Origin of the sequence: Prevotella sp. P5-126, assembly GCF_002251185.1 — a bacterium.
Lineage (GTDB): Bacteria > Bacteroidota > Bacteroidia > Bacteroidales > Bacteroidaceae > Prevotella.
Genome location: NZ_NPIZ01000001.1, coordinates 32,985 through 58,151, shown reverse-complemented (window position 1 = coordinate 58,151; position 25,167 = coordinate 32,985). Strand labels below are relative to the sequence as shown.

Annotated in this window: 19 protein-coding genes; 9 read left to right on the top strand and 10 right to left on the bottom strand. The window is 48.3% G+C overall.

The annotated features are described in order from the left end of the window. Positions 1-130 precede the first annotated feature (130 nt). Both CIK90_RS00245 and thrS read right to left on the bottom strand, forming a co-directional pair. Positions 131-1,039 (bottom strand): alkaline phosphatase, encoded by a 909-nt coding sequence (locus CIK90_RS00245; RefSeq protein ID WP_094464051.1) that lies wholly within the window; start codon positions 1,037-1,039, stop codon positions 131-133. 283 nt (positions 1,040-1,322) lie between these two features. Next, entirely contained in the window at positions 1,323-3,266 is a 1,944-nt protein-coding gene (gene thrS, locus CIK90_RS00240) for a threonine--tRNA ligase (protein WP_094390801.1), read from the bottom strand. Positions 3,267-3,430: 164 nt separating this feature from the next. On the opposite strand from thrS, the gene ligA reads away from it, so the two are divergent. Further along, positions 3,431-5,449, top strand: coding sequence for an NAD-dependent DNA ligase LigA (gene ligA, locus CIK90_RS00235; RefSeq protein ID WP_254046235.1), 2,019 nt, complete (start codon positions 3,431-3,433; stop codon positions 5,447-5,449). Positions 5,450-5,483: 34 nt separating this feature from the next. Continuing rightward, positions 5,484-5,786, top strand: coding sequence for a DUF4491 family protein (locus CIK90_RS00230; RefSeq protein ID WP_094390802.1), 303 nt, complete (start codon positions 5,484-5,486; stop codon positions 5,784-5,786). A gap of 94 nt (positions 5,787-5,880) precedes the next feature. Here CIK90_RS00230 and CIK90_RS00225 read toward each other — a convergent pair whose 3' ends face one another. The 3 genes from CIK90_RS00225 to CIK90_RS00215 form a co-directional block, all read right to left on the bottom strand. Continuing rightward, positions 5,881-8,307, bottom strand: a complete 2,427-nt coding sequence (locus CIK90_RS00225; RefSeq protein WP_094464050.1) for an ATP-dependent helicase — start codon at positions 8,305-8,307, stop codon at positions 5,881-5,883. A gap of 137 nt (positions 8,308-8,444) precedes the next feature. Further along, a complete protein-coding gene (gene galE, locus CIK90_RS00220) occupies positions 8,445-9,482 on the bottom strand; it encodes a UDP-glucose 4-epimerase GalE (protein WP_094438931.1) in 1,038 nt (345 codons plus the stop codon). Between the two features lie 78 nt (positions 9,483-9,560). Beyond that, on the bottom strand, positions 9,561-10,685 hold the full coding sequence (locus CIK90_RS00215; protein ID WP_158214654.1) for a transglycosylase SLT domain-containing protein: 1,125 nt from the start codon (positions 10,683-10,685) through the stop codon (positions 9,561-9,563). 99 nt (positions 10,686-10,784) lie between these two features. Between CIK90_RS00215 and hisG the strand changes: the two genes are divergently transcribed. The 7 genes from hisG to CIK90_RS00180 all read left to right on the top strand — a co-directional run bounded on the left by hisG (position 10,785) and on the right by CIK90_RS00180 (position 19,669). Beyond that, complete coding sequence (gene hisG, locus CIK90_RS00210) at positions 10,785-11,636, top strand: ATP phosphoribosyltransferase (RefSeq protein ID WP_094464025.1); 852 nt, start codon at positions 10,785-10,787, stop codon at positions 11,634-11,636. A gap of 130 nt (positions 11,637-11,766) precedes the next feature. Further along, positions 11,767-13,053, top strand: coding sequence for a histidinol dehydrogenase (gene hisD, locus CIK90_RS00205; protein WP_094464024.1), 1,287 nt, complete (start codon positions 11,767-11,769; stop codon positions 13,051-13,053). After that, positions 13,050-14,093, top strand: coding sequence for a histidinol-phosphate transaminase (hisC, locus tag CIK90_RS00200; RefSeq protein ID WP_094464023.1), 1,044 nt, complete (start codon positions 13,050-13,052; stop codon positions 14,091-14,093). Before hisD ends, hisC begins: the two co-directional genes overlap by 4 nt. Before the next feature lie 11 nt (positions 14,094-14,104). Beyond that, positions 14,105-15,292 carry an MFS transporter gene (locus CIK90_RS00195; protein ID WP_371595866.1) on the top strand — a complete coding sequence of 396 codons (1,188 nt, stop codon included), beginning with the start codon at positions 14,105-14,107 and terminating at the stop codon, positions 15,290-15,292. 43 nt (positions 15,293-15,335) lie between these two features. After that, complete coding sequence (locus CIK90_RS00190) at positions 15,336-16,805, top strand: Na+/H+ antiporter NhaC family protein (protein WP_254046234.1); 1,470 nt, start codon at positions 15,336-15,338, stop codon at positions 16,803-16,805. Beyond that, positions 16,802-17,215, top strand: a complete 414-nt coding sequence (locus tag CIK90_RS00185; protein WP_094438925.1) for a secondary thiamine-phosphate synthase enzyme YjbQ — start codon at positions 16,802-16,804, stop codon at positions 17,213-17,215. Before CIK90_RS00190 ends, CIK90_RS00185 begins: the two co-directional genes overlap by 4 nt. A 63-nt stretch (positions 17,216-17,278) precedes the next feature. Further along, the gene (locus CIK90_RS00180) at positions 17,279-19,669 is read left to right on the top strand and encodes a glycoside hydrolase family 2 TIM barrel-domain containing protein (protein WP_254046233.1); all 2,391 of its coding nucleotides are present in this window, start codon (positions 17,279-17,281) and stop codon (positions 19,667-19,669) included. Positions 19,670-19,846: 177 nt separating this feature from the next. Here CIK90_RS00180 and CIK90_RS00175 read toward each other — a convergent pair whose 3' ends face one another. The 5 genes from CIK90_RS00175 to CIK90_RS00155 are packed head-to-tail and all read right to left on the bottom strand — an operon-like array spanning position 19,847 to position 25,119. Further along, positions 19,847-20,416: a hypothetical protein gene (locus CIK90_RS00175; RefSeq protein WP_094389434.1), complete on the bottom strand. Its 570-nt coding sequence runs from the start codon at positions 20,414-20,416 to the stop codon at positions 19,847-19,849. A gap of 35 nt (positions 20,417-20,451) precedes the next feature. Beyond that, positions 20,452-22,098 (bottom strand): leucine-rich repeat domain-containing protein, encoded by a 1,647-nt coding sequence (locus tag CIK90_RS00170; protein WP_094464021.1) that lies wholly within the window; start codon positions 22,096-22,098, stop codon positions 20,452-20,454. A 3-nt stretch (positions 22,099-22,101) separates the two neighbouring features. Beyond that, positions 22,102-23,097 (bottom strand): hypothetical protein, encoded by a 996-nt coding sequence (locus CIK90_RS00165; protein WP_094464020.1) that lies wholly within the window; start codon positions 23,095-23,097, stop codon positions 22,102-22,104. Position 23,098: 1 nt separating this feature from the next. Further along, complete coding sequence (locus CIK90_RS00160; protein ID WP_094464019.1) at positions 23,099-24,166, bottom strand: hypothetical protein; 1,068 nt, start codon at positions 24,164-24,166, stop codon at positions 23,099-23,101. A 56-nt stretch (positions 24,167-24,222) separates the two neighbouring features. Further along, entirely contained in the window at positions 24,223-25,119 is an 897-nt protein-coding gene (locus CIK90_RS00155) for a fimbrillin family protein (RefSeq protein WP_094464018.1), read from the bottom strand. Positions 25,120-25,167: the final 48 nt, after the last annotated feature.

The following is a 25,167-nucleotide window of genomic DNA, read 5'->3' as shown; positions in this document are numbered from 1 at the left end:
GTGAAAGCTATATGGCTAACTCGTATAAAAAACATAGGTTGCTAACTTATCATGAAAGAGGATACTTAGCAACCTATGTTTTTATAATGAATTATTTTTTCCGTTTAATAGAGTCGCTTCATCAAGAAGATTATCTGCGACCTTTAAAGACACTGGTAATGGGTTGTCCACGCCATGCCTGGGGACGTTTTAGATGGAAAATTTCAGCAATAGTGGCAGCCACGTCAAACTGCATCATCACATCTGTAATTTGATATCCCTCCTTAATACCTTTTCCATAGATAATAAATGGGGTTTCCATTTCTAATAATGTCTTACCGCCATGACCTTTCTCCTTACCACCATGATCGGAGGTTATAATAAATATGGTATTTTCAAAGATACCTGCATCTTTTGTGGCTTGAATGATACGACCCACATAGCGGTCGGCTCTTGCAATTGCATCGTAATAGGCTGGTGTGTCATGACCAGACTCATGACCAGCATGGTCAATACCGTCATAACAGAATGCTGCAAAATTGGGACGCTTTTCCTTGATATAATCTTCCGCAAGTTCAGTCAGTTTGTCAAGGTTATTTAAGTAATCAGCCACTACCTCCACCCTACTTATTGCCAAACTATCCACTAAATATTTAATACCATCCCACTCCATCATGCAAGCTGTTTCCGCCTCAGGATGTTGCTCGTACAAAATAGAGTATATAGTAGGGAAGATTCCACGACTATTTACTATTGCCGATGGAATTTCTGGAGTGCGAGATCCCCATTCGGTGTAGCCGTGTTGTTCTGTACATGCACCATTAAACATAGATGCCCAATTGATGGCAGAGCTTGACTCCAACACACTTCTTTTCTTTAGTGTGTATACACCGTGTTCCATCATATTCTTGATATTAGGGATGTCGTGTGCCTTAGGTACACTATAGGCTCCCCACCCATCAAGTCCGATAAGAATTACATGTTGTTTTTTAACTGATTTTGCCATTACGCTACCACCGGTTGCCAGTAGGAACGCAAGAATGAAGAATAATTGTTTCATGTTATTATATTTGTTATACATTAGTACTTTCAAATGCAAAGTTACAGAATATAATTGGTTCATGAAAATATTCTCGGCATAAAAGCAAAAGAAAAAAGGCAAAGATAAAAAATACCGATGTATAAATAGCCAAAGCATACAATGGACATACTGAAATAGGCTCAACGTCAAAGAGAAGTATGACGATTAGAGATTAAAAATCACACATAAAGAAAAACTGCCAACCTCATCCAATTACGGAAAGGTTGGCAGCCTATCTTATGAATAATCAGTGTATTCTATCTTAGAAGTCCTTGGTCATCTCATCCACTTCGGCATTAATGTGAGCAATGAAGTCTTCGATGGTCATCACCTTCTGCTCGCCACCACCTTGTGGGCGTACTGCAACTGTGCGATCTGCTTGTTCCTTTTCGCCTACAATCACCATGTATGGGATACGCTTCAATTCGTTGTCGCGAATCTTTCTACCGAGCTTTTCGTTGCGCAGGTCAATGGTAGGACGTACACCACCATCTTGCATCATCTTAGCAACTTCCTTGGCATAGTCGTTATATTTCTCTGACAGAGGCAAAATAGCTACCTGATCAGGTGTGAGCCAAAGTGGGAAATGTCCACTTGTATGCTCAATAAGTACGGCGGTGAAACGTTCGAGTGAACCGAATGGTGCACGGTGTACCATGACAGGAGTCTTCTTCTGGTTGTCCTCGTCGGTATATTCCAACTTGAAACGCTTAGGCAGGTTGTAGTCTACCTGAATGGTACCCAACTGCCAACGACGACCAATGGCATCCTTAATCATGAAGTCAAGTTTAGGACCATAGAAAGCAGCCTCGCCATATTCTACCTTGGCATGGAGACCTTTCTCCTCACATGCTTCAACAATGGCTTTCTCTGCCAATGCCCAGTCCTCATCGGTTCCCACATACTTCTCATGGTCGTTAGGGTCACGAAGAGAAATCTGTGCTTCAAAATTGAAGCCGAAAGCCTTCAGCACGATTCCGATAATGTCCATTACGTTGAGGAACTCTTGTTTTACCTGATCAGGACGACAGAAGATATGAGCGTCATCTTGCGTGAACGAACGCACACGAGTCAGTCCATGAAGCTCACCGCTCTGTTCGTAACGATAAACTGTTCCGAATTCAGCAATGCGCAAAGGCAGATCGCGATATGAACGAGGTTTCCATGCAAAAATCTCGCAGTGATGCGGACAGTTCATAGGTTTCAACATGTACTCCTCATCCTCCTCTGGAGTATGGATGGGTTGGAATGAATCCTTGCCATAATGTGCATAGTGCCCTGAGGTAACGTAGAGGTTTTTAGAACCAATATGCGGAGTAATAACTTCCTTATATCCAAAGCGCTTTTGTACTTTACGCAAGTGTTCCTGCAAGAGCAAACGAAGTTCTGTACCCTTGGGAAGCCAGATAGGAAGTCCCTTACCAACATTCTCTGAGAACATGAAGAGTTCCATTTCCTTGCCGATCTTACGATGATCGCGCTTCTTGGCTTCTTCCAGCATAACGAGGTATTCGTCAAGCATCTTCTTCTTGGGGAATGATACACCGTAGAGACGTTGCATCTGGTGACGTGTAGCATCGCCACGCCAGAAAGCTCCAGCAACATTGGTGAGCTTGATAGCCTTGATTTCTCCTGTGTTCATGAGGTGCGGACCACGACAAAGGTCGGTAAATGCTCCCTGTGTATAAGTTGTGATGGTACCGTCTTCAAGATCTTGCTCAATGTGTTCACACTTATAGGTCTGTCCTGCTGCTGCAAACTCCTTGAGGGCATCAGCCTTGGCCACCTCTTTGCGAACCACGGGCTCTTTCTTCGAAGCCAGTTCCTTCATTTTAGCTTCAATCTTTGGGAAATCACTCTCTTTGATGCTTTCGCCGTCTTTCAGCAGCACATCATAGAAGAAACCGTTCTCGACAGCAGGTCCGAAACCAAATTGGATGCCAGGATACAACTCCTGCAAAGCCTCCGCCAACAAGTGTGCAGAAGTGTGCCAAAATGTGTGTTTACCTTGCTCATCGTCCCATTTATAAAGCTCAACCTGAGCATCTTCCATAATGGGGCGGTTCAGTTCCACTGTTTCGCCATTCACTCCGCAAGCCAATACGCTGCGTGCCAAAGCTGGCGAGATGCTTTCGGCAATCTGAAGTCCAGTAACGCCCTGCTCATACGAGCGAACAGAACCGTCTGGGAAAGTAATGTTGATCATATCTACAATATATGTTTAAGTTTAAATCGAGTGCGAAATTACAAAGTTTTCGGCAAACGACCAAATATTCCTTCGTGAACTTCCAATTATTGGTGCGACATTCCCCGTATTCTCGTTTTTTTTTCTTAAATTTGCAGTCTATTTATCTTATTCCAGTGTAGATTATGGACAATACAACAATAGCCCCACAACAGCTCCAACGCATGAAAGAACTGGTTGAGCAACTCAACCGTGCATCAGAAGCCTATTACAACGGACAAGGCGAACTGATGACAGATTTTGAGTGGGATGCTCGTTTCGATGAGCTCCGTCAATTAGAACAGCAGACCGCCACCGTGTTACCCGATTCGCCTACCCATAACGTATCGCATGACGATATGGCGGGAAAGAAAGAGGAACATGAATTTGCTGCACTTTCATTGGCAAAGACCAAGCTCACCACAGATCTTGAGAAATGGGCAGAAGGGCTCCCTATATGGATATCGTGGAAACTTGACGGACTGACACTTGTGGTGACTTACGATGGAGGACGTCTGTCGAAGGTGGTGACACGCGGAAATGGTCACATCGGTACCAATATCACCCATTTGGCTCAAGCCATCAGCGGTATTCCGCAACAAATTAAAGAGTTGGGACACACGGTAATACGTGGAGAAGCGGTTATCAGTTATGCCGATTTCGAACAGTTTGAAATGGAAAGAGGCGAAGGGTTCGCCAATCCTCGCAATTTAGCATCGGGAACCCTAACATTGAAAGATACGGATGAAGTACGCCGACGTCATGTACAATGGATTCCATTTACATTAGTCTATTGTGAACACGAAATCGTGTCGTGGGGCGAACGCATGAACTGGCTTGACAGTATGGGGTTCAATACGGTGGAGCGAACTGCTGTGCAACAGCCAAACACAAAGAATATACAGGAAGTGATCGACGCGTTCACCCTGCGTGTCACCAACCGGACCTGTCCTTTCCCCGTTGACGGACTCGTCGTATGTTACGATGATACCGACTATGCACAAACAGGTTCTGTCACAGGCCATCATGCCACACGCGCTGGTCTGGCCTTCAAATGGCAAGACGAGGCTGCAGAAACAGAACTCAAAGAGATTGAGTGGTCGTGTGCTGCCAATACCATATCCCCTGTGGCTATTTTCCAACCAGTCAACCTTGAAGGCACGACCGTGCAACGTGCATCACTCTGCAACATTAGTGAGTGTGAACGACTGGGCATTGGTGGTGCCGGCACACGCATAGAGGTCATCAAAGCCAATAAAATCATCCCCAAGGTCATTAAAGTCTGTCAGACTGTGGGCGAGTTGCATATTCCTGCACAATGTCCAGTCTGTCACGCAGCAACGGAAGTACGTATCAGCGAGACGAGCGGTACTCGAACGCTTCATTGTACCAACGGTCATTGTCCCGCCAAGCAACTTCGCATCTTTGCCCGTTTTGTATCCAAGGAGGGTATGAACATCGATGGAATTTCAGAGCAAACCATTGCAAAATTTATCAATAAAGGATGGATTAGTGAGTTTGCCGATATTTTCACCCTTGGCGACCATATCCGCGAAATAGCGCAGATGGATGGTTTTGGACAGCGGTCGGCATCAAATATTAAGCAAAGTATAGAAAAAGCACGCCAGACCGAGGCCCACCGTCTGCTCTATGCTCTTACCATTCCACTCTGCGGAGCAGATGTTTGCAAGCGACTACTTGCTGCCTACCCTTTGGAGACACTTGTTAACGAAGCGACAAAAGACGAGGGAGATCTCTTTGCCACACAACGCGAGCCACAAGAAGTATTTGCCCATGTGGCAGGTATAGGTCCAGAGAAGTCAGCTTCTTTTGTTCGATGGTTCAGAAACACAGACAATCTGTCTCACTATCAGCGACTCATGCAGCAAATTACGGTCAGCCAAGCTTCTTCCCAGCCTACAGGAAGCCGTTGTGAAGGTCTAACCTTTGTGATTACAGGCGATGTGCACCATTACAAGAACCGTAATGCCCTCAAGGCGTACATCGAGAGCCAGGGCGGTCATGTGGCATCGGCAGTCAGCGGTAGTACAAGTTTCCTCATCAATAATGACGTTCAATCAACATCGGGCAAAAACCGTAAAGCACAACAACTGAATATTCCTATTATCTCGGAAGACCAATTCGTTGCCGACTACGGAGAATAACCGACTTTCTTATAATTTAAATCAATAAACAACTATGAATTTTTCAGGATTGATAATAGCCGTCATCACCTTTCTGGTTATCGGCATATTCCACCCTATCGTCATCAAGTGTGAATACTATTTCGGCACACGATGCTGGTGGGCCTTTGCCCTTGCCGGCATCGTCTTTATCGCCGCCAGTCTAATTGTTGCTGACAATATCATCAGCCCCATATTAGGCGTTGTGGGATGCTCGTGCCTATGGAGTATTCTTGAGATTTTCGAACAAAAAGGACGAGTCGAAAAAGGTTGGTTCCCCATGAACCCCAAACGAAAAGACGAATACAAGAAACGTTAAGTGAACTTTGCATCTGCTCTCGACTTCGAGGCGCCGTGACCATTGGTCGAGACGCCTTCGGGATGGATTCGGGATTGCTTTATCGTCTTATCGTCTATTGAACAATCTTAAACTTGGCAAATTTCAGTAAGAGTTGCTTGGTACCTGTGTTGCGGAATTCTACTGTAGCTTTGGCATTTTCTCCACTACCGTCAATACGTAGAACAGTTCCCACTCCGAAACGTTGATGCTCGATAACGTTACCTTCTTTTAATGCCGTTGTTGCAGATGATGCTGAAGTAGAAGAAACGACCCTGTTCACGGGTTTGAAACGACTACCGCCCGCATTCTGAACTTGCTGACGGAAGGAGGGAGACAACGGATCAACACTTGACTCCGGTTGACGAGGAGCCACAATACGGGGTTTGGGGTCTGCCTTAAATTGTGAGGCCACCGGATGAGGATTCTGTTGCCATGAAGAACCGCTTCGTGAAGACTGTCCTGAGAAGGAATTCCCATAAACAGATTTTGTTCTTGAACCAGACAGGCTCTCAGCTCGTCCATAATCCTGACGTCCTGACTCCACCCGAAGGAAACGGGTGTCAATATCCTTTATAAACCGCGAAGGAGTGTCATATTCCAACTTACCATAACGCCAACGGTTCTGAGCACATGTCAATATACAATGACGCTCGGCTCTCGTTATAGCCACATAAAGTAAACGACGTTCCTCTTCCAACTCACGTGTAGAACCGGCACTCATGGGAGATGGAAAGATGTTCTCTTCAAGTCCCACGACAAATACCGTAGGAAATTCCAATCCCTTGGCACTATGTACAGTCATCAGCGCCACACGGTCGTCTTCATCACCTTGTTCGCTGTCAAGGTCTGTCAACAACGCCACATCCTGCAGATAGTCTGCCAGCGACATTTGTTCGACTAATCCCTCTTCACGATGGTTTTCTACAAAATCCTTCAAACTGCCAAGAAATTCTTCAAGGTTTTCCTGACGTGCCACATCATCTGGATTTTTCGAAGCATAGATTTCCTTACTTATACCACTCTCCATGATAATGGCGTGACCTATCTCATAAGCATCTTCAGCAGCCATTCGAACACGCCACCCTTCTATGAGTTGACAGAAGGCATCCAGGCGCGTCAAAGTTGATTTCCCAACAGGAATGGGATGCAGATGCGGTTGTGAGATGACAGACCATAGACTGACGCCATCATGATTAGCAACATCTATAATCTTGCGAAGAGTCGTATCGCCAATGCCTCTTGCCGGATAGTTGATAATACGACGCAAAGCCTCCTCATCGTCGGGGTTGACAACGACACGATAATAAGCCGTAACATCCTTGATTTCTTTGCGTTGATAGAAACTCAGTCCGCCATAGATGCGATATGGGATATTATCTTTCAGCATTTGTTCCTCAAAGGCACGACTCTGCGAATTGGTACGATAGAGTATTGCAAAATCGCAATAACGTCCGTTTTCCGTCTTTCTGATACGTCGGATATCATTACATACGATAATAGCCTCCTCCTTGTCACTATAGGCTGGTTTAAGTACAAGGTGTTCACCCTCGTCATTCTTACTATAAACCGTTTTAGGAATCTGCCGTTGATTATGACGGATCAGACTGTTTGCTGCATCAACGATATTTTGGGTTGACCGGTAATTTCGTTCGAGTTTGAAGAGGCGTGTATTGGGGTATTCCTGTTGGAAATTAAGAATGTTGTCTATATTAGCACCACGGAATCCATAGATACTCTGGGCATCATCGCCAACCACACAGATACGTCCTGTGGATTTGGTGAGTTGCGAGACAATAGCTTGTTGGACGTAGTTGGTATCTTGATACTCATCCACGAGTACATACTGAAAACGGTCGATATACTTCTGCAAGACCTCTTCATTAGCATCGAAAAGCATAAAGGTGTTCACCAGTAAATCATCAAAATCCATGGCATTGGACTGTCTGCAACGCTCACAATACCTATTGTATATTGCAGAAATTGACGGTTGACGACGTATTGCATCATCTTTCGCCCATGCACTCATAGCATAAGTCTGTGGTAACACCAGATGGTTTTTCGCCATGGAGATGCGATCGGCAACAGAAGCGGGTTTATAGATCTTATCGTCAAGATCCATTTCCTTGATGATGTTCTTCACCAGCGAACGGGAATCGCTTTGGTCGTATATCGTAAAGGACGACTGATAACCAATGGCTTCCGCTTCAACTCGCAGGATGTGTGAGAAAACGGAATGAAAGGTACCCATGTGAAGACCGCGAGCTCTGTCTGTACCAACCAGATTCGCAATACGTTCCTTCATCTCGCGAGTTGCTTTATTTGTAAATGTCAATGCAAGGATATTCCACGGAGCCAGTCCTTTGCTCAAAAGGTATGCTATTTTATAGGTCAGCACACGCGTTTTGCCCGATCCTGCCCCTGCAATAACCAATTGCGGACCATCACACCATTCTACTGCTGTGCGCTGGCTTTCGTTAAGATTGTCGAGTATATCTTCCATTGTCATTTGTTTTTTTTCAATAGGGTTTTGATAGAATGAGCCCTCGATTCTCATCGGGGGCTCATAACAACACAAACACAAAATAAAAACGCAGTCCCACTATTGAAGACTGGTTAGTCTTAAGTATAATTTAAAAATTATTGTATTCCTTCTTCACGAAGCTTCTGCTGCCAGCGCCACGCACTCATGAGCGTGTCTTCCAGAGAAGTTTCGGCTTTCCATCCCAATACTTTGTTGGCTTTCTCTGGATTAGCCCATACCTTTTCGATATCTCCCTCGCGACGAGGAGCGAAAGTCCAGTTGAGCTTAACGCCTGTAACTTTTTCAAAAGTTTCAACGATTTCCTTGGTAGAGCAGCCATGTCCTGTTCCAATATTGAATACCTCAAGGGCTTCGCTGTCGGTATCAAGCACACGCTCCATGGCTTTCACATGAGCCTTTGCCAAATCTACCACATAGATATAATCGCGGATGCATGTTCCGTCAGGAGTATTGTAATCGTTACCAAACACTTTGAGCTGTTCACGAATACCCATAGCGGTCTGGGTTACATAAGGTATGAGGTTCATAGGCACGCCATTGGGCAGTTCGCCGATAATGGCTGTTGGGTGCGAACCAATCGGATTGAAGTAACGCAACAGGATAGCCTTGATGGGTGCTCCGCTGTGAATATCGTCGCGGATAATCTCCTCGTTGATCTGCTTGGTGTTACCATAAGGACTCTCTGCCGGTTTGATAGGAGCATCCTCTGTAACAGGAAGGTTCTCTGGGGCTGGCTGACCATAAACCGTACAGCTTGACGAGAAAATAATGCCTTTCACATCATGCTTAGGCATGAGTTCCAGCAAATTCACCAAACTAACAATATTGTTACGATAATAAAGTAAAGGCTTCTCAACACTCTCGCCCACAGCCTTCGATGCAGCGAAATGGATAATTCCAGAAATATCGGGATACTTTGAGAACACACGGTCCATCGCAGCAAAATCGCAGCAATCCACTTGCTCGAATGCAGGACGAACTCCCGTAATCTTCTCGATACCGTCCACTACCTTTGCATCGGAGTTGGACAGATTGTCAACTATCACCACTTTATATCCGGCATTCTGCAGTTCTACGGTAGTGTGACTACCGATGAATCCTGTTCCACCTGTTACAAGAATTGTTTGCTTCATTTTCTTATGCTTTAAAAGAATCTTTGCAAAGTTACACATTATTTTCTTATAAAAAAAATATATTTGCGGAAATATGACCTATATCTTATATTTCTTTTTTTTATGATGTGCTTTTTGGGGTACTCCTGTGGTATTCATGTGGGCGGCTGTCTTAATGCCACGATAGCCATTCCACCGGCTGATAATACGACGCACATAGTCTTCGGTTTCTGTTCCACGCATATATCCGTTCTTCACCACTGGGTCATTATAATATTGCGGTTGCGATAAAGCAAGGATATACTGACTCACATCATTCCAGCGATGCGGGTCACGACCGTGCTTGCGGGTGAGTGCCATGGCGTCTCTCACATGATACGACCCGCCATTATAGGCTGCCAGTACAAATTTGATACGTTCCGTCCGATTGGGAATATCTCGGAAATGTCCGTCCAGTTCCTCAATAAACTTCACAGCAGCGGCAATATTCTTGTCTGCATCAAACAAATCGGAATGAGCCAGTCCGAGATGGTTTGCTGTTGACGGCATGATCTGCATCAGACCACAGGCACCTGCCCATGAACGAGCTTGCGAGTCGAATGTTGACTCTTGATAACATTGAGCTGCCAAAAGTCGCCAGTCCCATCTGATACGACGGGCATGTTGCTGGAATTGTGCATCATATTTAGAAATCACGCCTCCTTTCGCATTGAGCATCGGCGCAAATACGCGTCGGCGAACCGAACGAGACGACAGCAGATACTGTTCTTCCTTACGTGTCTCGGCAATCAGCTGAGGACGAAACCATGCTTTTATTTCTTTTTCCAATTGAGGTTTATCGGGACCTATCCGCCACGCCAGCCGATCGTCTCGTCCTGCGAACAGCGCCACATCGGCTTCACCATCCTTGATGCGGCGCACCATCTCTGCCGAATCCCGACAGACCTCGACGCGCAGTCCCACGCCAATCTTTTCCGCAAAGCGTTGACACAGCAGGTATTGAGTTCCAAGATAATGACCATGATAATCATAATAGGTCTCTGGACCCGTCATGGTCAAAACAATCATTTCGCCATTACCCACAATCTGCTCCAAGTCAAAATCTGCCGACAACGAATCTTGCTCCTCTCCCCAAGGTGTGAGTTGAGGTTCATCCTGTTGGTGCTTGCATGCAGCACACAAAAGCAAGAGAGCAAAAACGTGTATATATATTCTCTTTCGCATCAATTTATTAAAATTTCGTTGCAAAAGTAATCAATTTTTTGGAAATATTACCAGAATTGCGTACTTTTGCAAAGGAAATCATCAGAAATAGATTTTTATATGTTGAGAATTGCAGTACAATCCAAAGGTCGTCTGTTTGACGACACGATGAATCTGCTCGCAGAAGCAGATATCAAAGTCAGTTCAGGACGACGCACCCTATTGGTACAATCACAGAATTTCCCCTTAGAAGTGCTCTATTTGCGCGACGACGATATTCCACAGAGCGTTGCAAGTGGTGTTGCTGACATTGGCGTAGTAGGTGAAAACGAATTTGTAGAACGTGGCGAAGATGCTCAAATCATCTCACGCTTGGGATTCTCCAAATGCAGACTTTCACTGGCCATTCCTAAAGACATCAATTATCAGGGGTTGGCATGGTTCAACGGCAAGAAAATTGCTACATCCTATCCTAATATCCTGCAACATTTCATGGAGCAGCACAACATCAACGCCGAAATCCACGTCATCACAGGTTCCGTAGAAATCAGTCCGGGAATCGGTTTGGCTGATGGTATCTTCGACATCGTCAGCAGCGGATCCACATTGGTCAGCAACAACCTGAGTGAGGTGGAAGTGGTCATGCAGAGCGAGGCATTACTCATCGGCAACAAAAATATGAGTCAGGAGAAGCGCGAAATACTCGAACAGATGCTCTTCCGCTTTAAGGCCGTCAAAGACGCAGAAGACAAGAAGTACGTGCGCATGAATGCCCCCAAGGCAAGACTACAGGAAATCATCAGCGTATTGCCAGGACTGAAGAGTCCTACTATCATTCCATTGGCCGACGACGACTGGTGCTCCGTACATACCGTACTCGATCAAAAGCGTTTCTGGGAGATTATCGGCAAACTGAAAGAAATGGGTGCACAGGGCATTCTCGTGACTCCTATTGAAAAAATGATACTTTAAGCGAAAGACAAACGCTTCTTTATCACTTATCCTGTCACTTACAGGTTAACCCCCACAAGAGTAGAGCAAGGTAATTGCTCTACTCTATGCTATTAAAAAAGGAAATAACATAACGGAAGGAATTTAAGCTATGAGAACTTATCGATACCCGCAACAAAACGAATGGAAAGAAATTATCCAGCGTCCACATCTGGACCTCTCCAAGCTCCATGCCACGGTGACTGGGGTGCTCAACGACATCAAAGAGCATGGCGATGAGGCTGTCAAGAAGTACGAGGCGCAGTTTGACCACGTAACACTCCATTCTTTGGCTGTTTCAGCACAGGAGATGGACGAGGCAGAACATCTGTTGGATGATAAACTGAAAGCTGCCATCATTGTGGCACATGACAACATTCATGCCTTTCATGCAGCACAAAAGTTTGAAGGGAAACCCATTGAAACGCGTCAAGGCGTGACATGCTGGCAAAAAAGTGTGGCGATCGAAAAAGTCGGATTGTATATTCCTGGGGGGACTGCCCCACTCTTTTCCACAGTTCTCATGCTGGCTACTCCTGCAAAAATTGCAGGATGCAGCGAAATCGTACTCTGCACCCCGCCAAACAGCGAAGGCAAAGTGAATCCTGCCATTCTCTATGCCGCACAGGTGGCTGGCGTCAACAGAATCTTCAAGGCTGGAGGCGTACAGGCCATAGGTGCCATGGCATACGGAACGGAAAGCGTACCGAAAGTCTATAAGATTTTTGGACCGGGAAACCAATACGTCATGGCTGCCAAACAACAGGTTAGTCTCGATGAGGTGGCTATCGACATGCCCGCTGGACCGTCGGAAGTATGTGTCATTGCCGACCACCAGGCCAATGCAACATTCGTAGCAGCAGACCTGCTGTCTCAGGCAGAACACGGAATCGACTCACAGGTGTTGCTCATCACCACCTCTGAGGAGAAACTCCAGGAGATACAAGAGGAGGTTAATCGCCAACTGCAAGCATTGCCACGCAAGGAAATGGCAGCAAAAGCGTTGGAAAACAGCAACTATGTCTTGGTAAGCGATCTCGATGAGGCCATGAAACTGTCTAATGCCTATGCACCGGAACACCTCATTTTGCAGGTTGAGGACTATGAGATCTTGGCAGAAAAGGTCATCAATGCAGGAAGTGTCTTCCTCGGAAAATATGCCTGCGAGAGTGCAGGAGACTATGCAAGCGGCACCAACCACACACTCCCCACTCATGGCTATGCAACAGCCTACAGCGGCGTGAATCTCGACAGCTACTGCCGTAAAATCACCTTCCAACACCTTACAGAACAAGGCATCAGGGAAATTGGCCGCGCCGTGGAACTCATGGCAGAAGCCGAACAGCTTGATGCTCACCGTAACGCAATGACAGTTAGAATAAAATCGCTTAAAGCATGAAACAACTTGAACAACTGGTAAGACCAAATATTTGGAAACTCGCACCTTATAGCTCTGCCCGCGACGAATACTCAGGCAAGCAGGCTCACGTCTTTCTCGATGCCAACGAGAATCCGTACAGCATGACCGACAATAACAGATACCCAGACCCACTCCAGCGAGAACTCAAAGTGGCGCTGTCCAAGGTCAAGGGTGTCGCTCCTGAGCATATTTTTCTCGGTAACGGTAGCGACGAAGCTATCGACCTGCCTTACCGCATCTTCTGCGAACCGGGACGCGACAACGTGGTGGCCATCGAACCTACATACGGCATGTACCGCGTGTGCGCAGATATCAATAATGTGGAATATCGCACAGTGACGCTCAACGAGAGTTTTCAGTTTCAGGCCGATCAAATATTGCAGGCTTGCGACGAGCACACCAAACTGATATGGTTCTGTTCGCCCAACAATCCTACAGGAAACTCACTCGACAGACAGGAGATGCTCCATGTCGTAGAACGCTTCCAGGGTATTGTCATCATCGATGAGGCGTACATCGATTTCTCACGCCAGCAGTCGTTCCGTAGCGAACTGGCAACCCACCCCAACCTCATTGTGCTCAACACCATGAGCAAGGCATGGGCATTGGCAGCAATCCGCTTGGGCATGGCATTTGCCAGCAAGGAAATCATCGATATATTTAATAAGGTGAAATACCCCTATAATATCAACCGACTGACACAGGCAGAGGCGATGGAAGCCCTTGCCAACCCCTATGACGTGGATAGATGGGTGAAAAGTATTCTCGACGAGAGAGTTCGCATGATGAAAGCATTCCTCGAATTGCCGGTTTGCCAACAGGTATTTCCGTCAGATGCCAACTTCTTTCTGGCTCGCATGACCGATGCACAGTCTATCTATGACTATCTGGTCGATCATGGAATTATTGTACGCAACAGATCACGCATCACACTATGTCATAACTGTCTGCGTGTGACCATCGGACTGAAGAGCGAGAACAACGAACTTATTGCTGCATTACGGCAATACGTACAATAAACCCGATGTCCATGGAAAGACTGTGGAATGCCAATTACGTGAAGGTCATGACAGCCAATTTCTCGCTGTTCTTTGCCTTCTATCTCCTGACACCTCTTCTGCCACTCTATCTCAGCGAAACTTTCGGAGCTACGAAAGACGTGATAGGACTGGTGCTTTCGGGATATACCGTTACGGCATTACTCTTCCGGCCATTCAGCGGTTATTTTGTTGATACGTTTCCTCGAAAGAAGGTGCTCATGGTATGCTTTGCCGCATTCTCCATCTTCTTTGCAGGATATCTGGCTGCAGGAACCTTGTTGATGTTTGCATTGGTCAGAACATTACACGGAGGACCCTTTGGTGCGCTCACGGTTGCCAATTCAACGGTAGCCATCGATGTGCTCCCTTCCTCACGACGTAATGAAGGCGTGGGCTATTATGGCCTGAGCAATAATCTTGCCATGGCCATCGCACCAACATTTGCCATTTATATCTATGCCGAGACCCACAATTTCGAATTGCTGTTTTGGATGGCTTTGATCATAGCGACATTCGGTTGGATGGTGGATGCGACAGTTCGGCTAAAGCCCACTACCGTCACCCAGGAACCTAAGCGCATCTCCCTCGACAGATTCTTTCTGGCACGTGGCTGGATGCTGGGGTTCAACATGATATTCTTCGGATTCTGTTTTGGCGTACTGAGCAACTATCTGGCGATCTACGGCAAACAGGTCTTGGGAATGACTGGAGGAACAGGAACGTGGTTCCTGCTCTGTTCCATCGGTCTGATGATGTCGCGACTACAGGGGAGCAAGGCGCTACGCCAAGGCAAACTCACACAAAATGCGACAGAGGGCATGCTCCTCTCGCTGGCAGGATACACCATCTTCGTCGCCTGTCCTGACATGGTCGGCTATTACGGCTCAGCCATACTCATCGGATTAGGCAACGGACACCTGTGGCCTGCCTTCCAGAATATGATAATCTCCATGGCACACCACAACGAGCGGGGCACGGCAAACTCCACCATACTCATCTCGTGGGACGTAGGCGTCGGCATAGGCATTATCGCTGGCGGAGCCATTGCCGAGCACTTAGGCTACGCTACCGCATTCTGGACCGTATCAGTCACTCATGCGCTGGGAGTATTGCTCTATTTCGTGCGAACCAGAAGATTCTTCCTCTCAGGACGTTTAGATCAGCCATCGGCATCCTGACATCAGACAAACGACATCCATCACCCCTATAATTCTAATAAAATTGGAAAAGAAGAAAAAGGAATTGACGCTCAAGAAACGACCATCGGTCTTTCTGTCTATACTGCCGCTAATTGTATTGGTGGTCATGCTGACCTTCACCATCCGATCGTTTGGCAGCGATTCTCTTGAAGGAGCAAGCCAAATCACACTACTCTCTGTATCTGCGCTTTGCGTACTCATCGGAATGGTATTCCTTCATGTGCCGTGGGCAAGTTTTGAGAAAGCCATCACGAAAAATGTGGAAAGTGTGGCAAGTGCCCTCACCATCCTGCTGTTCATCGGTGCGTTAAGTGGCGCATGGATGGTCAGCGGTGTTGTCCCTACGCTCATCAGCTACGGAATACAGCTTATCCATCCCGATATTTTCCTCGCTTCTGCCTGCGTCATCTGTGCCTTGGTAAGCCTTATGACGGGTAGTTCGTGGACCACCATTGCCACCATCGGAATAGCCCTGATGGGCATCGGACGCGCACAGGGATTTAGCGACGGATGGATTGCCGGAGCCATCATCAGCGGCGCCTATTTCGGCGATAAGATTTCGCCCCTTTCCGAAACCACCGTATTGGCGTCTGGAAGCATGGGCGTTCCCTTGTTCCGCCACATCCGATACATGCTGATCACCACCATTCCTTCCTTGACCATTGCGCTGATACTCTTTACCATAGGCGGTATTCTGTATGCCACCAACGACAGTCAGAACATCATGTCGTTTACAGCCGCTTTGGAACAGCGTTTCCATATCACCCCATGGCTTCTGGCAGTCCCTGTACTGACCGGCGTGATGATCGCACGCCGATGGCCGCCATTGATCACGCTGTTTCTCTCCACCTTGATGGCCATCATCTTCGGTCTGATCTTCCAGACCGATGTGTTTCGCGACATCGACCCGTCACTCTTCAAGGCTGCCATGAAAAGCGTTTACGGCAGTACGTCTGTGGCTGACGACATCCCCGTACTGACTGAACTCGTCTCCACGCGCGGAATGGCTGGCATGATGAACACCATCTGGCTCATCATCTGCGCCATGTGCTTCGGAGGTGCCATGTCGGCAGGTGGCATGGTAGGCGGCATCACACGCCTTTTTGTTCATTTGGTGAAGGGACGCACCACCATGGTGGCATCAACAGCCTGCACCGGAATGATGATGAATCTTGCGGTGGCAGATCAGTATCTGTGTATCCTGCTGACGGGAAATATGTTTAAGGACATCTATGACCGTCAGGGGTACGAGCGCTGCCTGTTGAGTCGCACGACGGAAGATGCCGTTACCGTCACTTCCGTCCTCGTGCCTTGGAACACCTGCGGCATGACGCAGGCCACGGTATTGGGCGTTGCCACGTTCACCTATCTGCCCTATTGTTTCTTCAATATCCTCAGCCCGTTGATGAGCATCTTCATTGCTTCCATCGGCTATAAGATAGTGAGACACAAGCCTGATTTATCCACTGACAACAACAATACGCCATCATGATACAGCAAACCACCTTTTCCCTTGCCCCCAAACGCAGGGGGTGCCATCTGGTGACCAACGAGATACTGGCAAACCTCACCGCTCCGTTGCCTGAAACCGGACTCCTCAACCTCTTCGTACAGCACACCTCGTGTGCACTCTCTATCAACGAGAATGCCGATCCTGATGTGAGAACGGACATGGAAGAGATTCTCAATCATGTTGTAAGAGAAAACGAGTCATACTACCAACATGTATTCGAAGGTGCTGACGACATGCCTGCCCATGCCAAATCATCGCTCTTCGGCGTGAGCCTGTCTATTCCCATCACTCACGGCAGACTCAACCTTGGAACATGGCAGGGCATCTATCTCTGTGAATTTCGAAATCATGGCGGATCACGACGTATCGTCGCCACCGTCATATCATGATCTGTAATTCATAACCGCCTAAGCATTATGTCATTTTCTAAATCTATTAAAACAAAGTCTTTAATGCTGATCATGGCATGCGGACTACTGTTCCAACCGCTTCAAGCCGCCGTACGCGACACCATTTCCCTGTCGCGCAACTGGCAGTTTTACAGAGGCGATGTGGCCCACACCGATGAGTTGAAAAACAAGAGCATGGAAGTGGTTCATCTGCCCCACGATTTCCAGATCTCGCAACCATGGGTAGCTCCGCAACAAGACGAGAAGGTCAACAAAAATGATGCTGCCAACAATACCAAGAGCCGACTCAGCAGCAGAGGATTCAAGGAGATGGCTGTTGGTTGGTACAGGCGTACCGTCACCCCAGACAACAGTTGGAAAAACAGGCGCATCGTGCTCGATGTTGAAGGCATCATGCTCGTGGGCGATGTCTATCTCAACGGACAACGGATAGGAGGCACAGACTACGGCTATCTCGGTTTTGAAACCGACATCACCGACAAGCTGATCTTCGGTCAGGAAAACGAAATACTCGTCAGGGCAGACACCCAGTCTCCCGACAATTCACGATGGTACACCGGTGGCGGCCTCTATCGTGACGTGCGCTTGATCATCAGCAATAAAGACACGCATTTTGCACGCCACCCTTTATTCATCACAACCGTTGACAACCGACAGGTGTGCATTCAAGCGGAGCTGTTCAACAAAAGAAAGGCAGAACCCCTGACCGTCGGAGTAACGATCGTTGACCAGAACGGACAGACCGTTGCCCAACACGAACAACCCCTCCACTACTCGCCACGCTGGCGACAGCGTGAATATCCGTTGGACACGATAACCCTTCAGCATCCACAGCTCTGGTCGTGTGAAAGTCCGTACCTTTACACCGCCATCGTCACGATCTACAACCGTCAGCACCAGCCCCTCGACCAGGTATCGCAGTCCTTCGGCGTGAGAACCATCGCGTTTTCTCCACAATACGGCCTGCGCATCAACGGAAAGAAAGTGCTGCTCAAGGGCTTTGCCAATCACCATACACTCGGCGCATTGGGAGCGGCAGCCTACCCTCGCGCCATTGAAAAGCGGCTGCAACTGATGAAGTCGTTTGGCTACAACCACGTCCGTACTGCCCATAATCCATATAGCGAAGAGTTTCTGAACCTCTGCGACAAATACGGAATCATCGTGGTCAACGAACTGTACGACAAATGGCTGCAACAGTTTGCCGGAGGACGCACGTCCTGGCAGAACCTATGGCAGAACGACATCACAGAATGGGTGCAGCGCGACCGCAACCACCCCTCCGTCGTCATGTGGAGCTTAGGCAACGAACTGCAACAGCGGTCCGACCTCCCCTTCAACGATTGGGGTGTTACCGCCTACCGCCTCATGCGAACCCTGCTGCACCGTTACGACACCACACGTCCCACCACCGTAGCCATGCATCCACGCTATAGGAGTCTCGAAACCGATTCGTTGCCGGCACCGTTGGCTATCGCAACAGACATCGCCTCCTACAACTACAGATACCAGTACTTCCCTGGAGACCGCAAGCGTTATCCCGACCATATCTTCTATCAAAGTGAGGCCAACACCTCGATGATAGGCACCAACTTTTTCGGCATGAACCACGATTGGGTGGTCGGACTGGCATATTGGGGTGCTATCGACTATCTTGGCGAAAGCATGGGGTGGCCCGTCAAGGGATGGAACCAAGGGGTGTTCGACATCTCCTTGCAACCCAAGCCATTGGCATATCTCGTCAAGAGCATGTTTACCACCGAACCCACTGTTCACATCGCCATCCTGGATCATGCGCAGCATATCGAAGAATGGAACGGCATCAATGTGGCTGTTGACCAATTATCAGATCATTGGAACAGGACAGCAGGCGACACCCTCTCGCTCTACACCTATACCAATGCCGAGGAAGTAGAACTGCTGCTCAACGGAAAGTCATTAGGCAGGAAGCGCAACACCCTATTGCCCACACAGCGCAACCGCATCTTCTGGCGAGGTATCGTCTATCAGCGAGGGCGCCTGGAGGCTGTTGCCCGCAACAACGGAAAGATAGTGGCTCGCCACAGGATAGAAACCACAGGAGCGGCGACTGCCTTACAGATAGAAGCCGACAACAGCCAGTGGAAAGCTGACGGGAAAGACCTGCAACATCTGCGCATCACAGCCATTGACCGCCAAGGACGTCGGGTGTGGGATGTCAACGACCCATTGGTGTTTAAGGTAGAAGGTCCGGCAGAGATTGTTGCCACAGACAACGGCGATTTGCAGTCCGATGAGGTTCATGTCGGCAACCGTCGCCACCTCTACCACGGCTCAGCGTTAGTTATTCTGCGTTCCACCGGCGACACCGGCCATGTAAGACTCACCGTTGACAGTAAAGGACGCTATCCTCAAACCATCTGGAAAGGCAGCACATCGCACTCACGAAGATAAAAAAAATTAAGTTTCGCAACTGATGGAATTGATTGAACGGTCGTTCGGGAAGTTAAGAGACAATAGCCTTTTGCCGTAAGACGTAGGACATTTGTCCCTTAACTTCTCTCTAACTTCCCTCTAACTTCCCTAACTTCCCTTAACTTCCCCACATGCGAAAGTTCAGTTACTGTTATTTTATTTCTCGTTGATGCTGATGACGGTAAGTCCGCCGTTTCTGCCGGCTACGAACGAGGCTGTACGCTCGCCGCCACGCTCGATGTAGGGCAGGAAGAGGGGCTGCTCCTTGATGAAACAGCCTGTTACGAAGCGGTCGCCAGGCTGCAGTTTGCTGTTCTCTGATTTCTCTATTTCATAGGTGCTGTCGCCCAGATAGCGGAGCTGCAGCAGACGGTTGGGACTCCAACCGATAGAAACAAGAGTACCTTCTTGTAAATCGCTACTTACCAGCTGGCTTGCCTTGAAGAAAGAACTGTTGTACTTGGTGCTGGTCTTGAGCCAATGGGTAAATTCCATGTAGTTCTTATGCCCGATGTATTGGGAAAGCACATCGAGGGTTACCATGCGCGGCTTATGATTGTCGCTCACGTATCCATAGAGTCGTTTGAGGGTGGATGGAGAAATAGTTCCACATGTTTTCTTCTCCAGATAGAGTGAAAACTCTTCGAAGTCGGTTGTCGTGGCAAGAATCTTGCCATATTTCTGTTCTACGAGCGATTTGAGCTCTTCTATTTCTGGTGTTGTCATAATTTATTCTTTAACAGTATGAATGTTCGACAATTTTATTCTTCAACGATATGGGTGAATTTGCCCCATATCTTATGGTTCTGATACCCCTTTTTCATGCCTGCAGGAATGTGGACCACGCAGGTGGTGAAGAAGTTGGTTACCTTGTTGGAGAAGGCGTTTTCTTCGCAGTAAGGTATCATGGAAGCAGAAACATAGAGGTCGGTAAGCGGACTTTCATCGAAAGCGTAGTTGCTGATATGTTCGGTTTTTGCTCCCAGATATACTTTCGTGAGCTTCCTGCAGCCTTGGAAAACGCCCGTAGGAATCAGCTTGATGCCTGCCCCGAGATGTATTTCCTTTATCTGGCTGTCCATGAAGGCGCCTTGACCTAATGTTTTGACGTTGTCTGACAGATAAAACACCTCGATGCTGCATTCCTTGAAGGCGTAGGCGCCAATGGAGGTAAAGGTGGAAGGAAGGGTGTATTTGCCCTTCTTGCCCATCGGAAACCAGACGATTTTGTTGCCTTCTGCATTCAGCAGCACGCCGTCCTGACTCTTGTAGTAAGCGTTGGCAGGCGAAACCGTAAGGGCTTCGAGCGCCGTGCATCCGCTGGAAGGGAGAATGCTGTCTGCTGAGGCAGGAATCTCTATCTCGCGGAGCGAAGTGCAATCGGCAAACGCATCTTTCCCGATGGTGGTTGCATCGGCTGGGAGAACTACGTGGGTGAGCTTCTCGCAACCGGCAAATGTGCCTTGCACAATCTGGTTTTCTGCAGCTTCGTGATGATAAGGACCTACCATTCCGCCTGCTGCGAGGTGAACGTCGGTAAGGACTATATCTGAGAGCTTGCCTGGGGTGGATGCATTATTATTGTCGCGCCCCATCATCAATCTCAGACAACTGAGGTCTTCGCCGTTCAGGGTTCCGGCTATGGTCAGCTGGGTATAATCGTAAAGATGGTTGCCCATAAGCTGGGTCAGTTCGCCAGTTTCGTTTAGCGTAATGGCGTCGCTCGTATTATATTTGATGGCGGTTCCTATGGTTTCTCCTACCGTATTCCGGGCGAAAGGCTGAAACTCGTAGTGGGCATTCCGCTCCAGATTTCCGATATGCAACTTGATCTTGCCCTCCTTTCCGTCAAAGTTTTCTAAGATGTATTTCTGCTTGTTCTCCGGCTCGCCGGTCTGATAAACGTAGCATCCGGTTTCGGTCATCGGTTCGCCGCCATCATCGGTTATTTCGTAACTTACGAAAGCGCTCATCGGTCCGTGGCTCAAGAGCGTGGCCGATGTAAGTTTCGGACTCATATTGGGTAGAGTGGTGAAACTCATCATGTTGCTGGTTGTGGTTATTCGGCCGTTGTTGCCCTGCAGCATATAATAATAGGTAGTGCCCGCTTTGAGCCCCGTCAGAACCAGCGAGACGTCAGCTCCCTGGGCATGAACCTCGCTGGTATTGAGGTCCATGCTCTCCGAAGTGCCGTATCTGAACAGAAGTTTCGGCATTTCTGTTTCTCCCTCTATGGTAGCTGATCCGTTGAGGGTAGCCTCTGTTCGGGTGATATGGGTCGCCTCTGTGGTTATCAGATGCGGCTCCAGATAGGCAGGCTTATCGCTATTGCTGCACCCTGCCATCATCATGTTTCCTATCAGGAGGGCAAGAAATCTGATGTTGCGTAATATGCTTTTTATGTTCATTTCTTACTTCTTTTGTTTTCCTATTTTAATACCTATGCCGATGCTGCCCTGCCATTGTTTTCCGGCGATGGTGATGGCTGAGGCTGCGATGCTCACTCTGTTGAACGAGGCGAGCACACCCAGCTGGGCTGCGAAGCCTTTGTGGTTAAGGTCTTCGTTGAGCAGGTATCCGCCTCCGCTGCTCTCGGTCTGTTGCCAGGCTGTAGCGGCTTTGCCGTAGCCTACGCCTTCGAAGAGACAGAAGCCATGCGTGATGTAGTGGATGGCTCCAGCGGTAAAGGTGTAGTTCTGGTGGCGTGTACTGCCTGTATAATAAGGTTTGATGCTGCTGCCCGGCGTTAAACCTTCTTTGTTGCAGGTTCCCTCTGTGCTGCCTATGCTCTTGAGGTTGCTGCTGGCATGGATAAAGAAGCCGTGGCGGCGCATCAGGGCGAAGAAGAGACCATAGGACGGTCCGTCTTCATGAAGGGATAGCGTGGCGAGCGTGTAGAGGGCGAGTGGCATCTTCTTACGTACTTGTGGGATGGCAATCGTATCTATTACCGTCTTTACCTCTACGATGGTGTCGTGCTTCTCCTGGATGATAGGAGTAGGCTTGGGCAGTTTCAGTTTCAGCTCGTAGGTCATTCTGTTTTCCAGCGGTTCGCTGAACCGGTAATCGCGGAGCACGCCCCATTCCGGATGCTTGATGGTAAGCAGTTTGGAGCCTTTAGGAAGATAGAGCCAGATTTCGCCCACTTTATCTTTTCGCGATACGATTCCGAGCGGGGTGGAGAAGGCAAAGTCGGAGGGTGCTTCTACCTTCACCAGGGCACAAGGGTCATCGTTGAGGTCGCGCACGGGGGTGATAAAGGCACTCACGTCGTTGGGCAACAGACGGAAACCTGCTACCGAAAACTCTTGTGCCTGGACGGATGCCGACCACAGGCTTAATATGAATAAGAGTATCGTGAGTCTAAAACCACCAACTCTTAACTTCTCACTCCTAACTGCCATCATATTATTCTAAATTAAAGTCTTGTATACTGATTACATCGTCTCCGCTATGTACGGTTCCTGCCGGTTGCCAGGTACGCACGTGGATGAGCGGCATGGACGGGTTGCGGAAATCCCAGATCAGAAAGAGATAGCCGTCGTCTGCGTAGCGGTCGCTCTTGTATTGTTGTCTTAGGGTGACGCTGTAAATGCCGTCCATCGTAGGATGGCGCATGATGCGGAATCCCGAGAATTTCAGGTCTATCTTTTGGTTGACTGTAAATACCTTCGCCAGTCTTGAAATATAGTCTTTCTTCGAGTGAATGGCGTAGGTTACTTTTGCTTCAGCCTGACACTTGTTGTCGTTGGCTACAGGTTTTACCACGTTTCCTACGATGATGAGTGCCTTGTCGCTAAACACCTGTTTCAGAAAATCAAGATCCTTGGTGGTATAGGCTGTGCGGAAATGTTCGCAGTAGTTGAGGATGGTGTGGCGGCGTCTGGCATCGGTCTCTGTGAGTTTGCCCTGCATGATTTTCAAGGCTTCTTTGTAGAAAGGATTCGACTGCGCCATCGTCTTGAGATCTACCTGCGAAAGATGGCTGGTCTTTCCTGCTTTTGATGCCTTCGCTTGCCTGCTTGCCTGTTCTTCCGGTTGGTAATCAGTCGCACTCTTCGTGCCTTCTTCCGTCTCTCCGTTCATCAGCATCAGCATCTGCGCCTGCTGCCTGTTGGCTTCCGGAACCGCATATTTACTGTCTTCTGTGAATACTACCATGCCCTGGCGGTCGATAAATCCCTCTCTCTTAGAGTTTTGCTCGCGGAACCGGAGCTGCCCGTTGCGGAAACGGGTGTCTAGCAGACAGCCACGCAAAGGGATGGTAAACAGCTCGTTACCGTCTGCATCTTCTACCACGTATCGCTTGCCTTTCGCGCCGTTGTCCTGTTCTACAAGTTCCAGTCCTTCGTTCACTCCGTATCGGATTTCCTGACAGTTGCCTTTATAAACGGCAGAGGGCAGCAGCCACAAGGCTGCCACCCATCCTCCGAGAAGGAGTGCTAGAAGGGATAATATCAATACCGTCTTCTTCATTTATAATTCTCTGTATTCTTATCATTCATAGCCCTTCGGGAGAAAGGCTTTCTTATTTATTTCCCCCAGTTCTGAATCTCGCCGCCTATCTCTATCTTCACCTGGTCTGGGTTGTCAGAAATAATGAAGTTGACAAGATGTTCGGTTCCGGGTTTAAACCAGAATCTGCTCTCGAAGAGATAACTTACACCTTTCATTACTACTTCGATGAGTGGTCTTCGGTTTTCGATGCGTTGAGGCACGATGATGGCCGAGTAGATGTAGTCGCTCTCTTGATGGGCGATGATGCTCTGCTGGGTTCCTTTCACATAACGGGTTGCTACGCCTGCCTGAAGGTCGATGGTGGCTGTAGGTACCGTGCTGTGGATGGTTACCTGGGCATGGGTAGGCATGTCTCCCTCAAAATCTTCGCCCTTGATCAGGCGTATCTTGAGCTTGCTCATGATGTGCTTGAAGTTGAGGCTGATAGGGGAGTTGGATGCCTGGATGTCCTTGCTGGTGGCAAAGAGCAGGTCGCTTGCCTCGTAACCGCCGGGTGCAGTTGCCGTCTTCGGGGTACTCTGGTCGAGGGCTACGCTGAAAGGCTGGTCTGTCGTGCTGCTTACGCCCTGTATGTATGGGTAGTAAGCGTAGGCGTTGTAGGTGCCTTCGTCCCAATAGAGGGTGCGGGCGGCTTCCCATTTGCTGCCATCGTAGGTGAGCGCTTCGTTGTTCACGAGATTGCCGCCTATTTCGAGTGGAGCCTTGCTTTCTGCCACGTAGAGACCTATCTTGTCGTTTGACTCGAAACTGGTTGCCGTGGCACGGCTCTGGCCGGGATAGTTTACGGCAAAAGTCATCGGCGTAGATTGGGCATCCTTGAAGCGGGAGGTTGTTTCCACCTCCTCGCTACATGAAACCATTCCTAATAAAGCCAACGCAAAACTGGCGTGTTTTATTATATGTTTCTTCATTTTTTTTTGTTTTAATGGTCCATATTCTGATTTACCTTGCTCTCGCTC

What these genes read in the sequence shown, in the direction of transcription:
- CIK90_RS00185 (WP_094438925.1), top strand. Translation starts at nt 16,802, where the DNA reads ATGATACAGCAAACCACCTTTTCCCTTGCCCCCAAACGCAGGGGGTGC.
- hisC (WP_094464023.1), top strand. Translation starts at nt 13,050, where the DNA reads ATGAAACAACTTGAACAACTGGTAAGACCAAATATTTGGAAACTCGCA.
- CIK90_RS00230 (WP_094390802.1), top strand. Translation starts at nt 5,484, where the DNA reads ATGAATTTTTCAGGATTGATAATAGCCGTCATCACCTTTCTGGTTATC.
- CIK90_RS00225 (WP_094464050.1), bottom strand. Translation starts at nt 8,307, where the DNA reads ATGGAAGATATACTCGACAATCTTAACGAAAGCCAGCGCACAGCAGTA.
- CIK90_RS00175 (WP_094389434.1), bottom strand. Translation starts at nt 20,416, where the DNA reads ATGACAACACCAGAAATAGAAGAGCTCAAATCGCTCGTAGAACAGAAA.
- CIK90_RS00160 (WP_094464019.1), bottom strand. Translation starts at nt 24,166, where the DNA reads ATGAAGAAGACGGTATTGATATTATCCCTTCTAGCACTCCTTCTCGGA.
- thrS (WP_094390801.1), bottom strand. Translation starts at nt 3,266, where the DNA reads ATGATCAACATTACTTTCCCAGACGGTTCTGTTCGCTCGTATGAGCAG.
- ligA (WP_254046235.1), top strand. Translation starts at nt 3,431, where the DNA reads ATGGACAATACAACAATAGCCCCACAACAGCTCCAACGCATGAAAGAA.
- hisD (WP_094464024.1), top strand. Translation starts at nt 11,767, where the DNA reads ATGAGAACTTATCGATACCCGCAACAAAACGAATGGAAAGAAATTATC.
- CIK90_RS00170 (WP_094464021.1), bottom strand. Translation starts at nt 22,098, where the DNA reads ATGAACATAAAAAGCATATTACGCAACATCAGATTTCTTGCCCTCCTG.
- CIK90_RS00155 (WP_094464018.1), bottom strand. Translation starts at nt 25,119, where the DNA reads ATGAAGAAACATATAATAAAACACGCCAGTTTTGCGTTGGCTTTATTA.
- hisG (WP_094464025.1), top strand. Translation starts at nt 10,785, where the DNA reads ATGTTGAGAATTGCAGTACAATCCAAAGGTCGTCTGTTTGACGACACG.
- CIK90_RS00245 (WP_094464051.1), bottom strand. Translation starts at nt 1,039, where the DNA reads ATGAAACAATTATTCTTCATTCTTGCGTTCCTACTGGCAACCGGTGGT.
- CIK90_RS00215 (WP_158214654.1), bottom strand. Translation starts at nt 10,685, where the DNA reads ATGCGAAAGAGAATATATATACACGTTTTTGCTCTCTTGCTTTTGTGT.
- CIK90_RS00195 (WP_371595866.1), top strand. Translation starts at nt 14,105, where the DNA reads ATGGAAAGACTGTGGAATGCCAATTACGTGAAGGTCATGACAGCCAAT.
- CIK90_RS00165 (WP_094464020.1), bottom strand. Translation starts at nt 23,097, where the DNA reads ATGATGGCAGTTAGGAGTGAGAAGTTAAGAGTTGGTGGTTTTAGACTC.
- galE (WP_094438931.1), bottom strand. Translation starts at nt 9,482, where the DNA reads ATGAAGCAAACAATTCTTGTAACAGGTGGAACAGGATTCATCGGTAGT.
- CIK90_RS00180 (WP_254046233.1), top strand. Translation starts at nt 17,279, where the DNA reads ATGCTGATCATGGCATGCGGACTACTGTTCCAACCGCTTCAAGCCGCC.